Annotated in this window: 17 protein-coding genes and 1 pseudogene; 12 read left to right on the top strand and 6 right to left on the bottom strand. The window is 51.5% G+C overall.

Going from position 1 to position 19543, the window contains the following annotated elements; all coding sequences use genetic code 11:
* The first annotated feature begins 165 nt into the window (after window positions 1-165).
* The 11 genes from ABLU96_RS05190 to ABLU96_RS05140 all read left to right on the top strand — a co-directional run bounded on the left by ABLU96_RS05190 (window position 166) and on the right by ABLU96_RS05140 (window position 5987).
* Window positions 166-1284 (top strand): hypothetical protein, encoded by a 1119-nt coding sequence (locus ABLU96_RS05190; protein WP_224253303.1) that lies wholly within the window; start codon window positions 166-168, stop codon window positions 1282-1284.
* Between the two features lie 277 nt (window positions 1285-1561).
* A complete protein-coding gene (locus ABLU96_RS05185; protein ID WP_024274580.1) occupies window positions 1562-2026 on the top strand; it encodes a hypothetical protein in 465 nt (154 codons plus the stop codon).
* A gap of 54 nt (window positions 2027-2080) precedes the next feature.
* Window positions 2081-2440 carry a hypothetical protein gene (locus tag ABLU96_RS05180; protein ID WP_010434179.1) on the top strand — a complete coding sequence of 120 codons (360 nt, stop codon included), beginning with the start codon at window positions 2081-2083 and terminating at the stop codon, window positions 2438-2440.
* An 80-nt stretch (window positions 2441-2520) separates the two neighbouring features.
* Window positions 2521-2733, top strand: a complete 213-nt coding sequence (locus ABLU96_RS05175; protein WP_010434180.1) for a hypothetical protein — start codon at window positions 2521-2523, stop codon at window positions 2731-2733.
* Window positions 2734-2843: 110 nt separating this feature from the next.
* Window positions 2844-3665 carry a DUF932 domain-containing protein gene (locus ABLU96_RS05170; RefSeq protein WP_348862356.1) on the top strand — a complete coding sequence of 274 codons (822 nt, stop codon included), beginning with the start codon at window positions 2844-2846 and terminating at the stop codon, window positions 3663-3665.
* 78 nt (window positions 3666-3743) lie between these two features.
* The gene (locus tag ABLU96_RS05165) at window positions 3744-4223 is read left to right on the top strand and encodes an antirestriction protein (RefSeq protein ID WP_010434186.1); all 480 of its coding nucleotides are present in this window, start codon (window positions 3744-3746) and stop codon (window positions 4221-4223) included.
* Window positions 4224-4233: 10 nt separating this feature from the next.
* Window positions 4234-4467, top strand: coding sequence for a hypothetical protein (locus ABLU96_RS05160; RefSeq protein ID WP_010434188.1), 234 nt, complete (start codon window positions 4234-4236; stop codon window positions 4465-4467).
* Window positions 4464-4946 (top strand): DNA repair protein RadC, encoded by a 483-nt coding sequence (gene radC / locus ABLU96_RS05155; RefSeq protein ID WP_024274581.1) that lies wholly within the window; start codon window positions 4464-4466, stop codon window positions 4944-4946. The genes ABLU96_RS05160 and radC overlap by 4 nt, the downstream gene beginning before the upstream one ends.
* 13 nt (window positions 4947-4959) lie before the next feature.
* Window positions 4960-5181, top strand: a complete 222-nt coding sequence (locus ABLU96_RS05150; RefSeq protein ID WP_010434193.1) for a DUF987 domain-containing protein — start codon at window positions 4960-4962, stop codon at window positions 5179-5181.
* 22 nt (window positions 5182-5203) lie between these two features.
* Complete coding sequence (locus ABLU96_RS05145) at window positions 5204-5563, top strand: type IV toxin-antitoxin system YeeU family antitoxin (protein WP_196096597.1); 360 nt, start codon at window positions 5204-5206, stop codon at window positions 5561-5563.
* Between the two features lie 49 nt (window positions 5564-5612).
* Window positions 5613-5987 carry a TA system toxin CbtA family protein gene (locus ABLU96_RS05140; RefSeq protein WP_010434197.1) on the top strand — a complete coding sequence of 125 codons (375 nt, stop codon included), beginning with the start codon at window positions 5613-5615 and terminating at the stop codon, window positions 5985-5987.
* A 538-nt stretch (window positions 5988-6525) separates the two neighbouring features.
* Here ABLU96_RS05140 and ABLU96_RS05135 read toward each other — a convergent pair.
* From ABLU96_RS05135 to ABLU96_RS05125, 3 genes are all read right to left on the bottom strand, one after another.
* On the bottom strand, window positions 6526-7515 hold the full coding sequence (locus ABLU96_RS05135) for a glycosyltransferase (protein WP_010434201.1): 990 nt from the start codon (window positions 7513-7515) through the stop codon (window positions 6526-6528).
* 773 nt (window positions 7516-8288) lie between these two features.
* On the bottom strand, window positions 8289-9197 hold the full coding sequence (gene lpxP, locus ABLU96_RS05130) for a kdo(2)-lipid IV(A) palmitoleoyltransferase (RefSeq protein WP_024274585.1): 909 nt from the start codon (window positions 9195-9197) through the stop codon (window positions 8289-8291).
* A 203-nt stretch (window positions 9198-9400) separates the two neighbouring features.
* The gene (locus ABLU96_RS05125; protein WP_016247220.1) at window positions 9401-9673 is read right to left on the bottom strand and encodes a hypothetical protein; all 273 of its coding nucleotides are present in this window, start codon (window positions 9671-9673) and stop codon (window positions 9401-9403) included.
* 409 nt (window positions 9674-10082) lie between these two features.
* Here ABLU96_RS05125 and ABLU96_RS05120 point away from each other — a divergent pair, with 409 nt between their 5' ends.
* Window positions 10083-10316 (top strand): hypothetical protein, encoded by a 234-nt coding sequence (locus ABLU96_RS05120; protein WP_004132711.1) that lies wholly within the window; start codon window positions 10083-10085, stop codon window positions 10314-10316.
* Between the two features lie 19 nt (window positions 10317-10335).
* Here the strand turns inward: ABLU96_RS05120 and ABLU96_RS05115 are convergent, their stop codons facing one another.
* The 3 genes and pseudogenes from ABLU96_RS05115 to cspF form a co-directional block, all read right to left on the bottom strand.
* On the bottom strand, window positions 10336-18918 hold the full coding sequence (locus tag ABLU96_RS05115) for a glucoamylase family protein (protein WP_192979536.1): 8583 nt from the start codon (window positions 18916-18918) through the stop codon (window positions 10336-10338).
* A 155-nt stretch (window positions 18919-19073) separates the two neighbouring features.
* On the bottom strand, window positions 19074-19238 hold the full coding sequence (locus ABLU96_RS05110) for a YnfU family zinc-binding protein (RefSeq protein WP_213076230.1): 165 nt from the start codon (window positions 19236-19238) through the stop codon (window positions 19074-19076).
* Between the two features lie 81 nt (window positions 19239-19319).
* Window positions 19320-19532: pseudogene (cspF, locus tag ABLU96_RS05105) on the bottom strand (cold shock-like protein CspF).
* Window positions 19533-19543: the final 11 nt, after the last annotated feature.

Genomic DNA, 19543 nt, shown 5'->3' with positions numbered 1-19543 from the left:
ATTTCTTACTCATTTGAGACAAATACATTAATATTTAATTGATGTTAAGCAATAAATATATTTAATGATACGTAAAATATCATCACCGCTATTGTCAATAAAAACATAGATATTATTATATTAAATAAGAGTTTCATTATGGCCGTATGTAAAAGAAATAACTGCATGGCACAGATCGGCCATTCACCCGCTGAACGGATATTACGGCTATGCCCGACACATTATCAGGGCAGACAGTTAAATTCAGCCAGACGAACGGAAAGAGCAGCATTAATATGCCAGTATCCCGCCTGTGGTATCAGTATATCTGAAACCCGCAATCAGTTTTATTGTTGTAAGGAACATCGGGATAAAGCCCGGAGGTTAATCGATGACGATGCTATTATAAGACTGGTTAAGCACTCTTACTGGCTCAATGTGGAAGCCATGCTAAAAAATAATTCCCTTGGACTGGGGAGTATCACCGGTCCGACGGATATTGCAGACCTCATTCGGTTATATCAGCACAAAGCTGGCCACCAGAAAACGTATAATACGCTGAACGGGCACAGAGTTGCTGATACGACAAAAAGGTTAATCCCCTGGCTGGATCTTGAGCTATGCCACATTTACCCTAACTCTAAGGGCGGTGCAAATATCGCCAGAAACATTATCATCGCACCTGCTGCTATAAACCGGATGATGAAGGATTTTATCCCCTGCTGTCAGTCAGGAGTGCTGAGTGGCATAAAAGCAATGGAAACACCTCAACCGGTTAAATCGACCTTACTGAAAGCGTTAACGGATAAATACGGTTCAGATGCTGTACAGGAAGCATTGTACGGAGTTAAGCATCTTGCCTTTGCTGATTTAAGTCTGTCACGCAGGCTATTTGACACTGATATTTACGCATTCCCTCCACTAACCCGTCTGTTAAAAGAGGAAGCCTTACGCCTGAATTTGATGTCACTATGGGAAACGCTGGTTTGTACCGAAGTCAGCGTCTGGCTTAATGCCGGGCCTGCGAATGAATTATTTGCCGTTGCCGCGTTTCATGCGTTGCTGAACGGCGACGGCGACCACCTGCTGGAGCAATGTTATCGTTTAGTCGATGAAATCAGGGTGAAGCACAAGCGGGGGTCTCAACAAATCTACGACGAATTTCAGCATATACTCAGCCAGTACATGGCAAAATATTTTCACATTGACACCAGCGACCACAGAGCCTGTAATCTCTTCTATAACCGCTTTTTTAGTGTTCCTCCTGTCACAGAGGACGGTGTCTGCGCCATACCGCCTCAGTGATGCATTTCCTCAGCCTGTGTTCAATAAAATCTCAGATATATATCACCCTTCTGAAGTGAAACCGGACCATCGATAAACTCGGGCGAGGTTTACGGTAAATATATTTACTGAACCACGATCAATTTTGTCGATCGGTTCGATCGAATTTCATCGTTATCCCCTTCTTTTTTGCAGCTATAAAATCCCAACGGGATGCTTATGACTGTCTGTCTTCTACTAAAAATCATGCAGATACCCATTCCGGGTAGCGTTTTACGAAAACCAGAGGTGCACAAAAATGAACAGAAAAATGATTCACCCTTTACTACTGACCTGTGCGCTGGTACCGGCAGTGGCAATGGCCTTCGGTAATCAAACCACCTGGACCCGGGGCTGGGGCCAGGGAATATCAGAGTTTGTTATCAATGGGGAAAGTCAATCGCAACTGTCTCTGACCTGTGAGGATTACGGCTCGCAACCGGCCACGGTCATATTCACTGACGCCAGCGGGCATCAGGTCAGTATGGATGAAGATAAAAGCCTTCAGGTCAGTATCGACGGTGGAGCCCCCATCGACATCAGCGAATCTGGCAGTCGAGTGGGCGGTAATAACCTGGCGCTGGCCTGGGCTCAGCTACGTAATGGCAAACAGGTCTCAGTAACCGGAGACGGTGTTAAGGATGCCACATTCACGCTGGCTGGGGCAGCAAAGGTATTGCCGGTATTCGGGACCCACGGCTGCGTGGGTAAAGATGCACTCTAGCCTGCATCTGAGTTTGACGCCTGTTGATTACGTTATTTTAAAAAGGAACAGATTATGAAATTTAAACATATGCTGGTACCCGCACTGCTTGCACTCTCAGCTCATACGCTGGCAGAGCCAGCGCCGACCATCAAAGTGGAGACCAGTAATCAGGTTCATCCTGCCGGAACACGCTATGTCACGGTCGTGGTCACCTCGCTGGATGATAGTATCAAAGTTGAAAAGATAGATGTGAACCGGGGTAACTGTCGTATTGATAACCAGAAGTACCTATATTCCAGCAATAAGGAAACTATTCTGCCCGCCTCCTTGCGCTACGGGGAGTCCGTCAAAGTAAATTTTTATAATAACTGCGTTGCTTCAGAAGTCGTCGTCACCACTGACAAGGGGGGATGGCGTTACACCTACCACTGAGCCACTTTCCTGTATCAGCTTCCTCAAATAAATCTTCACTCCACCAGAGGGCTGCCGCCAGGCAGTCCGGAGCAAACCCTATGACCTTTCTGAAAATGCTGGTGACGGCCCTGAGCCAGGCACTGACCTGGTGCGGCGGGCATCAGGCCCGGCAGTTTATTGAAATTCGCCTGCGTCAGGCAGGCTACGATGACAGCAGTATTGATACAGCCCGGGAAGCGGTCACGTTGCTGGTCACTGCACTTATCACCGCCCTGATGGCGCAGATACTGAAGATTCTGGATACGCTGTAGTCCTGCCCGCCATATCCCTCCCACAGTGAACAACATATCTGCCCCTGCCTCCTCACGGAGCAGGGGCTTTTGCTTTTATGCCTTCAGATTAATCAGATGAGGAATCAACTATGCGATTAGCCAGCCGTTTTGGTCGGGTGAACCAGATTCGCCGTGACCGTCCCTTAACCCACGAAGAACTGATGCAGCATGTCCCCAGCGTCTTCGGGGAAGACAAGCACGACTCCAGAAGCGAAAAGTACACCTACATACCCACCATTAGCCTGCTGGATAACCTTAAACGTGAAGGGTTCCAGCCATTCTTTGCCTGTCAGTCACGAGTGCGCGACCAGAGCCGACGGGAACATACAAAGCATATGCTGCGCCTGCGTCGTGCCGGTCAGATAAACGGTCAGCAGGTACCGGAAATCATCATTCTGAATTCGCACGATGGCGCATCAAGTTTTCAGTTACTGCCGGGAATATTCCGAAGCGTCTGCACCAATTCGCTCGTTTGCGGACAGTCGTTTGGCGAGATCCGCGTGCCATACAGGGGCGACGTTGTCGGGAAGGTGATTGAGGGGGCCTATGAGGTTCTCAGCGTCTTTGACCGGGTGGAAGAGAAACGTGACGCCATGCAGTCCCTGCAACTCCCGTCACCCGCACAACATGCACTGGCTACAGCGGCGCTGACATACCGTTTTGGGGAAGAGTACCAGCCAGTAACCGAAGCGCAAATTCTTGCACCCCGCCGCTGGCAGGACGAGAGCGATGACCTGTGGACCACTTACCAGCGCATTCAGGAAAACCTGCTGAAAGGCGGGCTAAGTGGCCGTACCGCGCAGGGTAAACGTACCCACACCCGCGCAGTAAACGGGATTGATGGAGACGTTAAGTTAAACCGTGCGCTCTGGGTGATGGCGGAGAACATGCTGAACCTGTTGGACAGGTAATCACCCGCGCCCCGCCACCGAAATCAATCCCCGGCCCGACACTTCCATTCAACATCTCCATGCATAAGGAAAATTAACATGACCGACATTATTAATATTAACGATAACCATCAGCGACCTCTGCAGGCTGGCGATAACGTTTCTGCACCTGCTCTGGCAGCCACGTCCGTACCGGACGAACAGCGTGTGGAATTCTGGCCGCAGCACTTTGGCAACATCCCGCAGTGGATAACCCTTGAACCGCAGGTCTTTGCGTGGATAGACCGGTTCTGCGCTGACTACAGCGGCGGTATCTGGAATTTTTATACTCTCAGCAACGGCGGGGCCTTCATGGCTCCGGAAACGGACAACGATGCCTTCTGGTCGCTGTTCAACACCATGAATGGCAACGCCGCAGACATGAGCGCCGAAGCTGCAGGGATTGCGGTCTGTCTTATCGCTTACAGTCATCATGCATGCCGCACAGAATGCGATGCCATGACGGAGCATTACTGGCGCCTGCGTGACTATGCGCTGCATCACCCGGAATGCAGCGCCATCATGCGCATTATCGACTGAGCGTTCCGCCATGCCCTATGAACTGTCTCACCTTAATGACCTGTGGGATGCGCTGGGGAAAACAACGGTCGGGGATGAGGACGGTGACCTTGTGACCGACGAACCCTTCCTGCATTTCCCGACAGGTACCCCTCTCTTCCATATCTGGTCATGGTTTGAATCCCTGCACGACGGGTTCGTCGTTGCCGTGAAACTGTACAACACATCTGCGCCCGACGCGTCAACCGACAGGAAAAGCAAATGAATACCACCACGTGTCTCCCCGACAGCGGGGAAATATCTCCCACCGCACAGCGCACCATCAGACGCGCACTGACCCTGCTGGAACGCCAGTTACGCGAACCCGGCGAGGCATTCACCTCCTGCCAGGCGGTCCGTGACTGGCTCCGTCTGCAACTCACCACGCTGGAGCGTGAAGTCTTCATGGCGCTCTTCCTTGATAACCAGCATCGTCTTATTGCTCATGAAACGCTCTTCACCGGCACCATCAACCATACGCAGGTACATCCCCGTGAAGTGATAAAGGCAGCACTGAAACACAATGCGGCTGCCATCGTACTTTCACACAATCATCCTTCAGGTTATGCGGAACCCGGCCATGCCGACCGACTGCTCACTGACCATCTGAAACAGGCACTTAAACTCGTGGATATCTGCCTGCTGGACCACCTGGTCGTGGGAGGCATGAACATCGTCTCGTTTGCCGAGCGTGGCTGGCTTTAGGGAGAGAATTACGATGAAAATCATCAGCAAACGTCAGGCAATGGCGATATACCGCCAGCATTCTGAGTCCCGGCTGTTTCGTTTCTGTACCGGGAAATATAAGTGGTCCGGCAGTATCTGCCATTACCACGGCAGGGAAGTGCAGGATATCTGGGGTGTGCTGGCCGTGTTTGCTGAACGCCGACAGGACCGCAATGGTCCGTATGTGATCCTGCGCAGCGTCGTCCTGAACTGACTTACCGTTAAGGAGTACTTACATGAAGAAAGCAACCCGTGTAATCAACCATAACATCACGGAACCCTGGTGGGGCCTCAGACGCAACATCACGCCGTGTTTTGGTGCACGGCTGGTACAGGAGGGTAACCCCCTGCATTACCTTGCTGACCGCGCCAGCATTGCCGGGACATTTAATGACGCAGATTTACGCCATGTGGACCAGGTATTTCCGGTACTGATGAAGCAGATGGAGCTTATGCTGGCCAGCAGCGAACTCACGCCCCGCATTCAGCGCTGCATCACGCTCCACGTAAAAGGGCTGATATGTGAGGCCGATACACTCGGCTCCTGCGGTTATTTGTACATCGTAATTTATCCGGCGTCTGTAACAACCGAATAAACCCCGGACGCTTTTCCTTAGTCAAACTAGCCAACAAAGAGCGCAAACCATGCAAATACATTCCCTGTTCCTTCAAAGGGCGGCGTCGTCACGTCTGTCGTCAGTCGAAATCTGGCAAAAATTACTGGAGTATCTGCTGGAGCAACACTACGGCCTTACCCTCAACGACACACCGTTTGGCAACGACAGTGTGATCCAGAAACACATTGATGCGGGAATCTCACTGTATGACGCTGTGAATTTTATCGTGGAAAAGTACGACCTGGTGCGTACTGACCGTCACGGCTTCAGCGTGAAAGAGCAGTCTCCTTTTATCGGCAGCCTTGATATTCTCCGAGCCCGGAAGGCTACCGGGCTGATGACCCGCAAGGGATATAAAACCGTTACTGACATCACAGGTGGCAGATTCAGCGGAGGGAAATAATGACGTTAGCCCTCATCGTTGACGACGACACCGTCAGCGATCAGCCCCTCAGGTGCCAGTACAAAGACTGGCGCTTTTATCAGATCTCCATTAGTTCAAACAGATGTTCGCTCAGACAGCTGGTATGGCGGTAACACCTTATCGGAGATATCTGTCTGCAGTAGAAGAGGGTGCGGCAGGACGCCACCAGAACATCAGGGGCCGTATCGTCTGCCAGGAGAGAGCTTAATTCCGGGGCGTTCAGTAAAATGAAACATTTCTCTGGGAGCATACCACCGGCATTCCCTTTCGGAAAACAACCGCCCAGATACAGTAACACGGTCAGCAGCCGGAACTGTCGCGTGAGTACCGCTTCGGTATCCCGGTAATGTACGGCTATCCACAGGCATTCCCGCAGCATAAATCGCCGGGTCCGTCGGGTGAGGTCACCGCCTTTGTCATACCAGCGTTCGACGATATCCCTGGCAGAGCGAACTGAGCCATCACCCTTTGTCGCAGTTTGCCACGACCGTGCCAGAAGCGTTGAGATATCCATGGATTAACGCCGCAACTGCGAAACGGCTGCGGGAGTATTGCGGACACCAGGCAGATAAATATTGCGAACCAGCTTCAGGAGGAAAAAGACATCGCTCAGGTTGCTCACGCCTGGTACCAGATGGCGAAAGGCTATCCGCACACGAAAACGCGCCCGGACCGCCTGCCGGTCATTCACCCTGCGCCGGTACAGGCCCAGAAAATGACGGCTTTCCACCAGCGCATGCCTGACCAGCGCTCGTCTGACAGATCGGTACTGCGTCTGTGTACTGAGTGCCAGAATATCTGCAATCACGTCGCAATAGCTGAACGCGCGGATATCGTAATAATCCGGGCGGTGGGTAATTGACGCCGGGTTATTAACCCACAGGTAATCCTGTCTGTCAGAGAAATAAAATCGGCCATCTGCGGCGGCAAGCTGTATCGTCCAGAGAATGTCCTTGTGGCTTTTCCCTTCCTGGAATCGCAGGTCATGCTCGCGAATATACGCTGAACGGATTATCTGCAGCCACAGATAATGCGGCCATTCCCTCTGACTGACGCAATGGCGTATCCACTGCTGACCCGTCAGCGTCTGACCGTAAGGCTGTCTGCGGTGAACGGTATGCCGCAGATGTCCGGCGCTGTCTGTATGCCGGGCATTGAAAAGGACGACATCGGCCTGTGCTTCGCGGGCTGTGTGCAGCCGCTCCTGCAGAAAATCTGCCGCAACCCGGTCATCCGCATCCAGGAACACCCCCCATTCACCACGGTGAATCGCCAGTGCAGCATTACGGGCAGCATACACGCCCTGATTTTCCTGACGAATGAGAATAAGCCGTTCATCTGTAATGGCGCTGAGTAGCGTCCATGTTTCGTCGGTTGAACCGTCATCCACAACAATGATTTCAGTACTGAGCGTTGTTTCGCCAAGCAGTGTATGGACCAGAGCCCCGATGCTGTCAACTGCATTGAAGGCAGGAATGATGACGCTGATATCGATGTTGGTTTTCATTGATCAAAGGGAATGTAAACAGAGGGAAGCTTCAGAGTTGTTACCCCATCAGAGGCAATAACCTTCCGGGTAAGAAACATTGTCAGGAAGAGCGTCCCGGTGATTTTCGTGCTGGTGTGGACACCACTCGTTTTTCTCTGATTTCCTGGTTAACCACCATCAGACAGCCATCGCAAAATTCTTTATCAAGCCCGAATATCCGGTCCAGAATGCTTCTTTTCTTGTTACATCTGGCACATCTTTTCATTCCATCACCTGCTGTCGCATTCCCATGCCGTGCCCGCAGGACAAAAGAAGGGCGCCCACCAGAAGACAGGAAATAAATTAATAAACAATACGTTAAATGAATTGTTGGGAATTTAGCACAGGCACTAGCGTGCCGGATAATTCATTTTGCAGATCAATTTTATAAAATCGATCGGTTTAATCGATCATCTTTTTCACTCTGCTTTACACGCCATCCGTGTGCCTGCATACCCTATCGGAGCGTTCGGTTTGTCGAGCTGTAAAGGATGCTATGCCTGCTGGATAGTCAAACCATTCCCGATAACTGACATCATGTGGAAGAGAAAATATACAAAAATTATTATCGCTTTGAATGGCAGCTATAAGCGAGAAGCGGACCTTCAAATCCGAGCAGGTTCAATTGATTAACCTTGGTTGTCAGTTACGCCATCGTTAACATGAAGCCGATCGAATAATCCCCTGTCCCATTTTTTACAAATACGCAGTGGCAAGAAAGATAGATTCTGGCTCATGACAAGAAGAGTTGTTCATTTGTATAAAGAGACTTCGCCTTCAGGACGCGTTTTGAACCTGCGATGCATCCACAGGTATTGCTCAGGAGCACGGAGAATTTCACGCTCGATGATCTTGTTCATATAAGCCGCTGCGGCGATCTTGTCTTCCCCTGGATAGCCTGACAACGGATTGCTGATATACATGTGATAACCTTTTTTATCGCTACGTCGAATCATGCTAAGTGTGATCAAGTGTGCACCAGCGAGTTTTGACAGAGCATACGTTCCGTTCGTCGTGGCTGCTTTTTTTACCGAGAAAAAAGGTGCAAAAACGCTTCCTTTAGACCCATAATCCTGGTCTGGTGCAAACCAAACGGCTTCACCTGCTTTTAGCGCATGAACAAAACCTGATAAATTACGTCGATTAATCATAGCCTTATTTGAACGCATACGCCCTTTTGTCTGTACCCATTCCATTAATGGATCATTGTGTGGGCGATACGTTGCCATCATAGGATGGCATAACCCCATTACTCTTCCACACAACTCAAGGGACATAAAATGAATCCCGACGACCATTACTCCTCTTGTCGCACCGGTCAGGTTTTCAAGCCCTTCGACATCAAACCATTTTTTGACTCTCGCATCGCTCCAGAACCAGGCCATTCCTGTTTCCATCAGTCCCAGCCCGAGAGAAACAAAGTTTTTATTGACCATCTGGCTCCGGGCAAACGGTGTCATCTCGGGAAAGCACAGTTCGATATTTCTAATCGCAATCCGTTCCCGGCGTTTCAGAAAGGGTCTGGAAATTTTTCCAAGGCCAGAGCCCAGAATATGTAAAATCGGGTAAGGAAGTTGAACGAGAAGCCACAGCAGACCCAAACCAGACCAGGTAAGCCAGTGGCGAGGATGAAGTAAATTATGAGTAAAAGTCTGTGCCATAAATTTCCTTAATGCTAATGAAGGTTATAACGCAAAAGGAAAACAATGAGGCAATTCGTCTTTAGCGATACATTTTGTTTTAGATAATTTAAATTCATCTAAATTCAGGAAAAAAATATTTCCCAATGACTGGTGAATAATTTAAAGAGCCAAGGGTGAATTGTAAGCCAGAAAATTTATTCTGTTATAAATCCATGGTTTTATCATTGATACTCAAGGAATTGTCTTCTTGATTCATCATCATCAAGGTACTCAAAAGAAAGAAGCCGAATTTTGGTAAGTTTATAAAACCACTCACAATCGTTTCGTTGAATAATTTCGCCTGGTTTGAAACATATCCCGGATGCCACCCGAATAATCGCATATTTACCATTACTAAACCTGACCCGGTGAATACAGAAAGGTTGGCCAGGCTGTCCGTGACAGCTGTTCGACATGATATGCCCTTCAATAAAAACAGATTTTTTAGATTTCATTATCATACCCTCGACAACAGCAGTACAGGAGGAATGTTGTCATTTTCCGACATCACTGACGTTAAGTGGCAGAAGCTGATCAGCCGCCGATACACCAGCATTCTGAAGGTCTGAACAACAGTCCGCAGGCAGGGCACTCAAGAACCGCATCTTTTCTTAGTTTACCTGCTTTCTGATCGGCTCTGTGTGCACATACCGGGCAGGCAACATGAACCGGTCTTTCTTTAAAATACCTGAGCCCATTTGTATAAGACATAAATAATTCTCTGAGGAACACAGTAATTATTATACGCTTTAATATAAAAATAACTGGCATAAGTTATGTTAAGTTGTGTCTGAATCAGGATATCAGATATTGAAAATTGAACGTCTTATTTATGATACACTACCCTTCCGTGAGAAATTTAAGATGAAATCAGAAGACACCCTTGACTGGTATCCGGCACAACTACCGCCTGTGAAAATTATTCTTGGCGAAGCCGTGCTGGCTGTGGGTAAACAGGGCCGACCGATTAATACCCGCACCTTGCTGGAATACCTTCAGGTCATGCAGGACAAACAAAAAAGGCGGGATGACAAAATCGCCATGCAGACTGCGATTGATGTTCTCAGGGATAATCAGCGCATTAACGGCAGACGTTAATGCACCTCCGGGATCAGTGTCAGTTCTGAATGATCTCAACCGTATGGTTTTGTCCATCATCCTTCAGCGGTATTCTGTCATCAGGGAGGAGAACACCATCCAGCGTCACGCAATATTCTGCATCGCCGCGTGAAACACTAATCTGATAATGGCTTTCACCATATTGATATGCCATAGAAAAAGACGACCACTCATCCGGTAACCTGGCATGAACACTAAAGTCAGTGCCGGAACGTTTTATCCCCAGTAATTCCTCGGTAAGTAAACGCCAGGCCCAGCCTGCGGAACCGGTATACCAGCTCCACCCTGCACGTCCGGTATGGGGAGCGACGCTGTAGACATCAGCACTCATGACATAAGGCTCAGCTTTATAAATCCCGACAGAGTCCGCATTCAGGGTATGATTTATAGGGTTGAGCATTGACCAGAGTTGCCAGGCTCGTCCGGCATTCCCCATTCGGGCAAAGGCCATCACTGCCCAGATGGCGCCATGCGTATACTGCCCTCCGTTTTCCCGCACGCCGGGCAGGTACCCCTGTATGTAGCCCGGATTTGGACCGTGTCCGTCGAAAGGAGGCGTTAACAGTTTGATCAGCCCTCCTTCGTTATCCACAAGGTGCTTATCCAGCGCCTGCATGGCCTTTGCGCACCGTCCCGGGCTCGCGGCGCCGGACAATACAGACCAGCTCTGCGCAATCGCATCAATCCGGCAGTCCTGTGAGGTTTTCGATCCCAGGGGAGTACCATCGTCAAAATACCCGCGCCGGTACCATTCCCCATCCCAGGCGTGGGCTTCGAGATTACTTTGCAGGCGCAGAGCCTGTGAACGGCACATCGCGGCGACGCTTTCATCCAGCCTGCGCTCCGCCAGCGCTGCAAACCGCTGCAAAATGTCGTACAGGAAGAAGCCCAGCCAGACGCTTTCACCTTTGCCTTCGATACCCACCCGGTTCATCCCGTCATTCCAGTCACCAGCCCCCATCAGCGGCAGGCCATGCTCCCCGAAGCGAAGTCCATAGTGAATAGCTTTGACGCAGTGTAACCAGAGTGTCTCTTCGGTGCCGCTGATGACCGGCGTGTCATAGACAGACTCTTCACCAGGCTGAAGCGAGCGTCCCTCCAGATAAGGAATGCGTATTTCCAGTGCATCCATATCCCCCGTCGTTTCAACATAGTGGCAAACAGCAAGCGGCAGCCAAAGATAGTCATCGGAACAGCGGGTACGCACACCGTTGCCGTGTGGCGGGTGCCACCAGTGCTGCACATCCCCCTCGATAAACTGCCGTGATGCACAGAGTATTATCTGTTCACGCATCCGGTCCGGAGCAGCGTGGCTCAGAGCCAGCGTATCCTGCAGCTGATCGCGAAAACCAAATGCACCGCCAGACTGATAGTAGCCACTCCGGGCCATAAGACGGCAGGCGACCGTCTGATACAACAGCCAGCCATTAACCAGTAAATTTACGGACGTGTCGGGGGTGTTAACTACGATTTTATCGAGAACATTGTGCCAGTGATTATGAATCCGGTTCAGCTCCTGGCGGACCGTATCCTCGTTCATGTAGCGGGCCAGCGTCTCCTGAGCACAGACATCATTCTCCTCTGCGCCGAGGATAAAAATAAACGTCCTCTGGTCCCCGTCAATTAATGTAACCGCCGATTGCACCGCTCCGCAGGGATCCAGACCGGCCCCCGTCTTACCAGAAAGCTTTTGCAGTTTCATAGCCGAAGGGGCGTGAAGGGAACCATTACGGCCAATAAACTCCCGGCGGTCCCCTGTCAGAGAACAGTCATTACCGCTGACGGCAAAAAATGCAGTTCGGCCGCCACCATTATCACCATAAAAGTTATTCGCAAGTATCCCGCAGCCGCCGGGCGTTCTGGCCACATGTGTCACAATGTGAGGGGCTGAGCGCGTTCGTGTTTCTCCGAGCGTCCACTCTACATAGCCTGTGACGGAAAGTTGACGTGTCCGTCCCGAAGAGTTACTGAGCGTCAGTAGCACCAGTTTAACCGGATCTTCTTCAGCAACCAGGACCGTCAACTCGCTGTCTATACCACTCTCACGATGGGCAAAAACGCTGTAGCCAAAACCATGGCGGGTCAGGTAATCACCGTGTCCGCGAACAGGTAAAGCCGTCGGCGACCAGCACTCCCCGCTCTCTTCATCGCGCAGGTAAAATGCCTCGCCGCTGCGATCGCTCACCGGATCGTTCTCCCACGGCGTCAACCGGTATTCATGGGCATTCTCATACCAGGTATAGGCCTGCCCTGCCTCTGAGATCACACTGCCAAAACGAGAATTTGCCAGTATGTTCGACCAGGGAGCCGGTGTAAGCGCATTTTCCCGAAGGACGATCTGATACTCCCGCCCATCCTGAGAAAATCCACCGTACCCATTGAAATGGCATAACTGACTGGTATCAGGGCTCCAGTCCGTATGTTGATTACGCTCGCGCACAGCACGCGGAATGAATGCCCTTGCCGGCGATTTCAGGGTATGAATACGCTGGTTAAGCTGCTCATTAATACCCCCTGCGCGGTCATCAAGATAAAGACAGGCCACGCTCATCAAAAGCAACTTATCCTCAGCGGAGAGATGCTCACCGTTGCGGACAAAAAGCCCGCCCTTTTTATCCAGCAGACTGGCTTCAGACCCGGCATAAATTAACTCCATAATCTGATTTTGTAATCCCTGCTGGTAGCCGCCGGGGCTGTTATTCAGGATAACTAAATCAACATCCAGCCCTTTCTGTCTCCAGTAACGGTGTGCCTGAATCAGTGTGGTCACTGAGGTGATACTTTCCTCGCTGGTTATAGTCAGCAGCACTATCGGCAGATCCCCTGAAATTGCCCAGCCCCACAGTCCGGACTGGCCACGCCGGTTGCGGCCGATCGCCTGGCCTTCGGCGCGCAGCTCCTGGACAGGGTAAAGCACAGCGCTGGCGAGACTATTGAACAACGTGGCATCATCTTCACTGGCGTTCATCTGGCGCAATACCACCAGACTGTGAGACCAGGCCAGTTCAAAGACGCGATCGGCGATAGGGTAATCGCGATATTTCTCCAGCAACGCCAGGCTCTGCTGACGGGTCTCGCTGATGCCATAAATGATATCAATCGTAACCGGCTGCCCCGGCTGCAGAATAATGGCGTTGCGAATTGCCAGTATCGGATCCAGCACCGAGCCCGACGTGTTGCCTAGCATCCCTCCCGTCTCTATTGCCTGGGCATTCGCAGGGTTTCTGCCACGTCCAATAAACCTTGCCCTGTCCGTTTCAAACGACACGTTATGTCGGTTATCGCCGTGCACCACCATCATGTGAAACAGGCAAGGGCCCGGTTCATCCGGTGAGCGCGGGCGCCGGTGGCAAAGAATAGCGTCACGCTCAGGAGCCAGCTCAGTCTGAATAAACAAATTGCTGAATGCCGGGTGTGCCAGATCGCTGGCATCAGGTGCCAGTACCACTTCAGCATAGGTTGTCAGCTCCAGAGAGCGAGGCTTGCGACCACGATGAATCAGTGTGAGCCGTCGCAATTCAACATCATCCTCCGGAGAGATCACCACCTGAGTTTTGACGCTGAGTCCCCCTAAGCTGCGTCTGAATTCTGCCCCCGCATCGGTGAACAACACTTCCTCGTCTTGTCCGCTGGTGTAGCCTGTTGGTTGCCAGGTATTGCTCCACACATCTCCCGTCTGGGTATCGCGGATGTAGCAGAATGCTCCCCAGTTATCACGGGTGGTATCACTGCGCCAGCGCGTTAGTGCAATATCATTCCAGCGACTGTAACCGCCGCCGCCCGCGGTCAACATCAGATGATAATGGCCGTTGGACAGGAGTTGAATATCCGGGGCGGGGGTATCCACGCTATAGAAAATACGGGGTTCATAGCGAACGGGTTTGACCATGCCCTCATGAGATTCAAAATGACGGCGCGGACTGTACAGATCGACCGCATCCGGCACGCGCTCCTGTAACAGCAGACTCGCTGACCGGAATACCGTACTGGACATAAAGCGTTCAGTCATGGGGGCATCAAGCAGCACATGAGCCAGCGCCTGAAATGCCATACCCTGGTGATGCGCCATCCAGGACTGTACCACCGCATAGAGCTGACCGGTTGCAAGACGTGAGGGGGTATAGTCCAGCGCTTCATAAAAACCGTATTCTCCGCATGCACCATTTTTTTGCAGCCTGAACAGGTTCTCACAGGCTTTCTGCGGGGAAACCATCAGCGCCAGCAGCGTGGCGTAAGGAGCGACAACCATGTCATCGGCAAGTCCCCTGCGCAGACCGAGCCCCGGTACGCCAAATGCCTGATACTGATAATTATGCTGAACATCAAAAGCATGATAGCCAGACTCTGAAACACCCCATGGTACCCCGCGTTCTTTCCCCCAGTGAATCTGGCGCATAACCGCCGACTGACTCATTTCATCGAGCAGGCTGCCGGGCCAGGTGGGCATCACCAGATTCGGCATCAGATATTCAAACATGGATCCGCTCCATGACATCAGGGCAGTTTCATTATCAATCGTGGTAAACAATCGACCCAGCGCGTACCAGCTTTTAAGAGGCAGCTGATTAGTCGCAATGGCAAGAAAACTGGTCAGGCGGATTTCAGACGGCAGGAGATCGTAGTGGCTCTTGTCAGGCATATTGGTGTCACAGTTATAACCGACGCTGAGCAGACTGGTTGCTTCACTGTACAGAAAGGCGAAATCCATCCGGGCATGCTCATCCAGCCGCTGTTCCAGCTCGGTGATAATATTGAGTCGCATTCGGGCCTGCTCCGCCACTGACGCCGGAGGCGTTCCTGTACCGGTTAATGTCGGACGGGCAAGCTCGCTCAGCGTCGGCAGCATCTGTTCATTCCAGGATGCAGGCAACCAGCCAAGCAACAGAGACCACTCATGGCAAAGCTGAACCAGTTGATGCTCCAGATGTCCAGCCCAGCGCATCTGAAGAGGAGATCCCTGATGACATGCGCTGGTCAGATGGTTGCACTGGGTGCGCATGCTTTTCAGTTCGCTGAAAAGCGCCTGCGGAGAGAGCGACACCGCGTTCAGGCAATGCTTGCGCAGCAGTCTCAGGCTGTCAGGTGGGTTCTTACCCCACTGTTTTTCCAGAATATCCAGCGTATCGTTCAGTCCTGCCAGTATCTGTTGGTTGCTTAAAACAGGCTGATGACGCATGGCGGACAGGCCTGCACGCAGGGTCAATAAATGCCCGGCCATATTGCCGCTGTCGACGCTGGAGATATAGCGTGGACTGAGGGGGACCAGCGTACGGGTGTCATACCAGTTGTAGAGATGGCCCCGGTAGTGCTCCATTTTATCCATCGTGTCGAGCGTGAGCGACACGCGCCGGAGCACCTCTCCGCCAGGCAGGTAGCCAAAGTCCCATGCCGTCAGGTTAGCCATAAGTGAAAGACCAATATTGGTAGGAGAAGTTCGGTGTGCCACCGTCGGTTGTGGTATTTCCTGATAATTATCAGGCGGAAGCCAGTTCTCTTTTGCTGTGGCAAATGTTTCAAAAAAAGCCCAGATTTCACGGCTTGTCTGGCGTAACAGCTGTTTTTGTTCCTGATTAGGCGAAAAAACCTTTCGCACGGGCTGGCGACTCAGCCAGCTCATCAGCAGCGGTGCCACACACCATACCAAACCGATCGGTAACGCAATCCCCAGCAGCTGTGGGGCAAATTGTCCGGTCAGTATTGTCAGCGCCACGCCACCGGCAGCGTTCAGCCACATCGCCTGATAAAAACGTGCAACAGTGGGTCTGGCCTGACTGCTGTCCTGGCTGTGGCTGACCCACTGGCTGAGGTGACGCCTGCTTATCCCCAGTCGCCATAGCGTCACGGCGATCGCTTTCAGCGAATATCCGGCTTCGTGCGGCAGTATCGCAAAATTAAGGCTGATACCTGACAGACGCTTTAGCGCGCCCGCCCCCACCAGTAACAGATGCGGCTTCACGCGGCGACGCAGAGGTTTATGCAGAAGGTCGTGGCTAATGCCGAGGATGGCTGGCAACAACCATATCAGCAACAGTATGCCCAGCCAGTAAACCGGATTGGGTACCCAAAGCAGAGTGAAGAACAGCAATATCAGTAAGGAGGGGGCGACCAGACTGCGACGTAGATTATCGAGTAATTTCCAGTAAGAAAGCGCGGTCAGCGGATTCCTGACCCGGGTTCCATCGGCTTTTCTGACGCGTGGTTTTAGCCAGTTAAGCAGTTGCCAGTCACCCCGGATCCAGCGTGAACGTCGTGCAACATCCGACAGATAATTATTAGGGTACTGTTCGTACAGTAACACCTCGCTCAGCAGACCCGAACGTGCATAGCATCCTTCAAGCAGATCGTGGCTGAGTACCAGATTTTCCGGGCAGATGTTGGTAGTGGCCTGCATAAAAATATCAACATCGTAAATCCCTTTGCCCACAAACGAGCCTTCCCCAAAGAGATCCTGATAAATATCCGAAGACATCATCGAATAAGGGTTATTGCCCGGTACGCTGCTGCGCAGGGCTGCGTAACGCCCCTGACCGTTGCGTGGTATCTCCTCCGCAAGACCGGGCTGTAAAATACCGAATCCTTTGACAACCCTCTGGCGTACCGGATCATACTCAGGCGTATTCAGCGGATGCGCCATCGTCGCGACGAGTTTGTGTGCCGTATCGCGCGGGAGCACCGTATCGCTGTCCAGGGTAATGACGTATTTTATGTGACCCGGTAAAAGGTGGGCAGGCATCTCTGCAACGCTGACGAATTGCGTTCCGGGATGGCGCAACCAGCTGTTCAGTAACGCCAGTTTTCCCCGCTTGCGTTCATAGCCCATCCACGCGCCTTCCGAGGGGTTCCATTCAGGCTGGCGATGTAACAGATAAAAACGTGGTCGGCCGGAGGGGTAGCGGCGATTAAGCGCCTGCGTATCGGCGATAGCCTGTCTGAGCAGCGCGTGACTTTCCGGCGAGGGTTCATTTTCAGAATCAGCAAAATCAGTGAGCAGCGCGAACCTGAGATTTTCGTTTTCATTCCCCAACCAGCAGACTTCAAGACTGGTGAGGAGCTGGCTGAAACTTTCGTGGCTGGTCAACATGCAGGGAATGACTAACATGGTGGCACTGTCAGCGGGAATACCGGCTGAAAAATCCATCCCCGGCAAGGGTCGAGGAACGCGAAAACGGGTGGTTGCATCACTGAGCAAATCGCTCATTAACTGAGTTAATGCGATAATCAGAGGTAATATCACCGCGATCAATAGCCAGTCTGCGCCCTGCATGGCGGTTTCGTGCAATATTGCTGCGGTCGCTGCGGTTGTCAGCAACGCCAGGCTTCCAAGCCATGACAGCAGGGTTATTCTGTTGAAACTGTGCCGCAAGCGTATGAGCCTTGAGGCGTCTGCCAGGAGATGAATATCCAGCGCCTGTCGACCTTCGCCCGCAAGATAATAACCAACATGATGTTCCGGTGTATCAGGCGCTTTTTCCTCTGAAAACGCCAGCGCCTTCTCAGCAACCTCAGGCTCGCTGAGACCGCTGTCTCTGGCCAGAACCTCAACTACGTGCCGGTAATGATCCCGGGTATTGAAATGCATCCGGGGATAGATGCCGGCAGGATCATTGCGTAATGCCTGTTCGACAACGCTTATCGTTTCGGCGAAATCAGCCCAGTCCGTTTCACTCAATAAACGCAGGCCCGCGATGCTGTTACTGACGGACAGCTGGCTGGCGGCAAGCTGCTGATTGAAACTATGTATGAGAACATCAGTGGTGATCCCCTGTTCCCGAAGGCACTGATCAACCCAGGTCAGAGGTAACGACAGCGCGTTGCCATGCCCCTGCAGGCGCCGCACCAGCTCTGCGACAAACGCACTGGTTAACGGAGGTCGGGAGCGCGCCATATCGGCAACCACCATGATTAAATCACCAGGCGCACTCTCTGCACATTCGACAATCCTTGTTATCCACGTATCAGCAAGGTTTCTGTCCTGCTGCGCTTTTATCACTTCCATACTGATACGACGAAGATTTTCAATCAGCGCAAGGCGCAGCATTCCCGGTAACGCCCAGACTTCACCCAGCGTCAGCGGCGTCACCTGTTGATAGGCAGTGAGATAGCTGGTCAGGCTGGCGGCATCCCAGCGGCCATCGCCGTGAGCAATGGCCTCTGATGCAATATGATAAATTCGTGGGCAATTCAACGGCGATACCAGCGACGGAAGACCTTTGCCAAAGCTTTTCGGCAGATGCTGGCGGACAGTGCGGATTTGTTCCTCAATCAGATAATAATTGTCCAGCAGCCATTCACCGGCGGGCATGATACTGGTCTTTTTACCCGCGTTAAGCTCATAGCAGTTTTGGGTAATGACGGCCTCATTGTCGCCAAGCCGTTTCAGAAGATAATAAGGATGCCTATCCGGTGATACTTTATGAGTCCGCGCCAGCTTCTGGCCGTAGCGTTCCATCTGGACGGTCGAAAAGAGTTCTGACCGCGGCGAGCTTTCACCGGCAGGATCGTTCGCCGAAAACGTTATGTTTTCGGCAGCATTAATCAGAATACGGGAGCGGTTAAACCACGCTCTGGGGATCATTTTCATAGCATTGCTCTGATGCGACGTTAGCGCGCAGGAGCAGTTGCGAAATCAGTTCAGAAACGTTCTCTCAGGATGGGCGTCAGGCATCAGGGATTTAACAGCTGCCGGAATCTAACATAAGTATAGGACATGAGCTCTGTTCTGCGATTTTGGTCGAGCTAGCGTCGGGAGATAAACAGAGCCTTACATCCGGGGCAAAGCATGGTTTGGTTGAGCCGGATTTTTGACAACGGTTGTACTGATTTTAAGCCACAAACAGGACAGGCAGCAGTGGCAGTAGACGCACTGCTGAAGAATTTCATTGCGTAATTGATAACAGACATAACCATTAACCTTTCAATGAATGAGCTTCACCGTACCACATGTGGTTAAGTTTTAATCTATCTATTTTGACATACTGAAAATCAGGAAAGATAAATGTTCGCAGCCACAGGCCCCCTGAGACCGTTTATCCGGCAAAACTCTATGCGGCTTCCAGGGATGCGTAATTCTGATTAGCGAGAGTTAACGGCTGAAATGTGAAGCAGAACGTCTTTTCGTCCATCAGATGGGATGATGAGGCCTTTACCACTAAGAATATCAAAGCTTTTGACAATTCCTGTCATTTTATGGGACAAGTCAATTCCTT

Source organism: Klebsiella sp. CN_Kp106 (assembly GCF_040064575.1).
Taxonomy (GTDB): Bacteria; Pseudomonadota; Gammaproteobacteria; order Enterobacterales; family Enterobacteriaceae; genus Klebsiella; species Klebsiella michiganensis.
Note: the sequence above shows the minus strand (reverse complement) of the source record. Positions and strands in the feature narration are given on the sequence as shown.

Bases quoted from the DNA above. Each gene is read 5' to 3' on its own strand.
- ABLU96_RS05190 (WP_224253303.1), top strand. From the start codon at position 166: ATGGCACAGATCGGCCATTCACCCGCTGAACGGATATTACGGCTATGC.
- ABLU96_RS05185 (WP_024274580.1), top strand. From the start codon at position 1,562: ATGAACAGAAAAATGATTCACCCTTTACTACTGACCTGTGCGCTGGTA.
- ABLU96_RS05180 (WP_010434179.1), top strand. From the start codon at position 2,081: ATGAAATTTAAACATATGCTGGTACCCGCACTGCTTGCACTCTCAGCT.
- ABLU96_RS05175 (WP_010434180.1), top strand. From the start codon at position 2,521: ATGACCTTTCTGAAAATGCTGGTGACGGCCCTGAGCCAGGCACTGACC.
- ABLU96_RS05170 (WP_348862356.1), top strand. From the start codon at position 2,844: ATGCGATTAGCCAGCCGTTTTGGTCGGGTGAACCAGATTCGCCGTGAC.
- ABLU96_RS05165 (WP_010434186.1), top strand. From the start codon at position 3,744: ATGACCGACATTATTAATATTAACGATAACCATCAGCGACCTCTGCAG.
- ABLU96_RS05160 (WP_010434188.1), top strand. From the start codon at position 4,234: ATGCCCTATGAACTGTCTCACCTTAATGACCTGTGGGATGCGCTGGGG.
- radC (WP_024274581.1), top strand. From the start codon at position 4,464: ATGAATACCACCACGTGTCTCCCCGACAGCGGGGAAATATCTCCCACC.
- ABLU96_RS05150 (WP_010434193.1), top strand. From the start codon at position 4,960: ATGAAAATCATCAGCAAACGTCAGGCAATGGCGATATACCGCCAGCAT.
- ABLU96_RS05145 (WP_196096597.1), top strand. From the start codon at position 5,204: ATGAAGAAAGCAACCCGTGTAATCAACCATAACATCACGGAACCCTGG.
- ABLU96_RS05140 (WP_010434197.1), top strand. From the start codon at position 5,613: ATGCAAATACATTCCCTGTTCCTTCAAAGGGCGGCGTCGTCACGTCTG.
- ABLU96_RS05135 (WP_010434201.1), bottom strand. From the start codon at position 7,515: ATGAAAACCAACATCGATATCAGCGTCATCATTCCTGCCTTCAATGCA.
- lpxP (WP_024274585.1), bottom strand. From the start codon at position 9,197: ATGGCACAGACTTTTACTCATAATTTACTTCATCCTCGCCACTGGCTT.
- ABLU96_RS05125 (WP_016247220.1), bottom strand. From the start codon at position 9,673: ATGAAATCTAAAAAATCTGTTTTTATTGAAGGGCATATCATGTCGAAC.
- ABLU96_RS05120 (WP_004132711.1), top strand. From the start codon at position 10,083: ATGAAATCAGAAGACACCCTTGACTGGTATCCGGCACAACTACCGCCT.
- ABLU96_RS05115 (WP_192979536.1), bottom strand. From the start codon at position 18,918: ATGAAAATGATCCCCAGAGCGTGGTTTAACCGCTCCCGTATTCTGATT.
- ABLU96_RS05110 (WP_213076230.1), bottom strand. From the start codon at position 19,238: ATGTCTGTTATCAATTACGCAATGAAATTCTTCAGCAGTGCGTCTACT.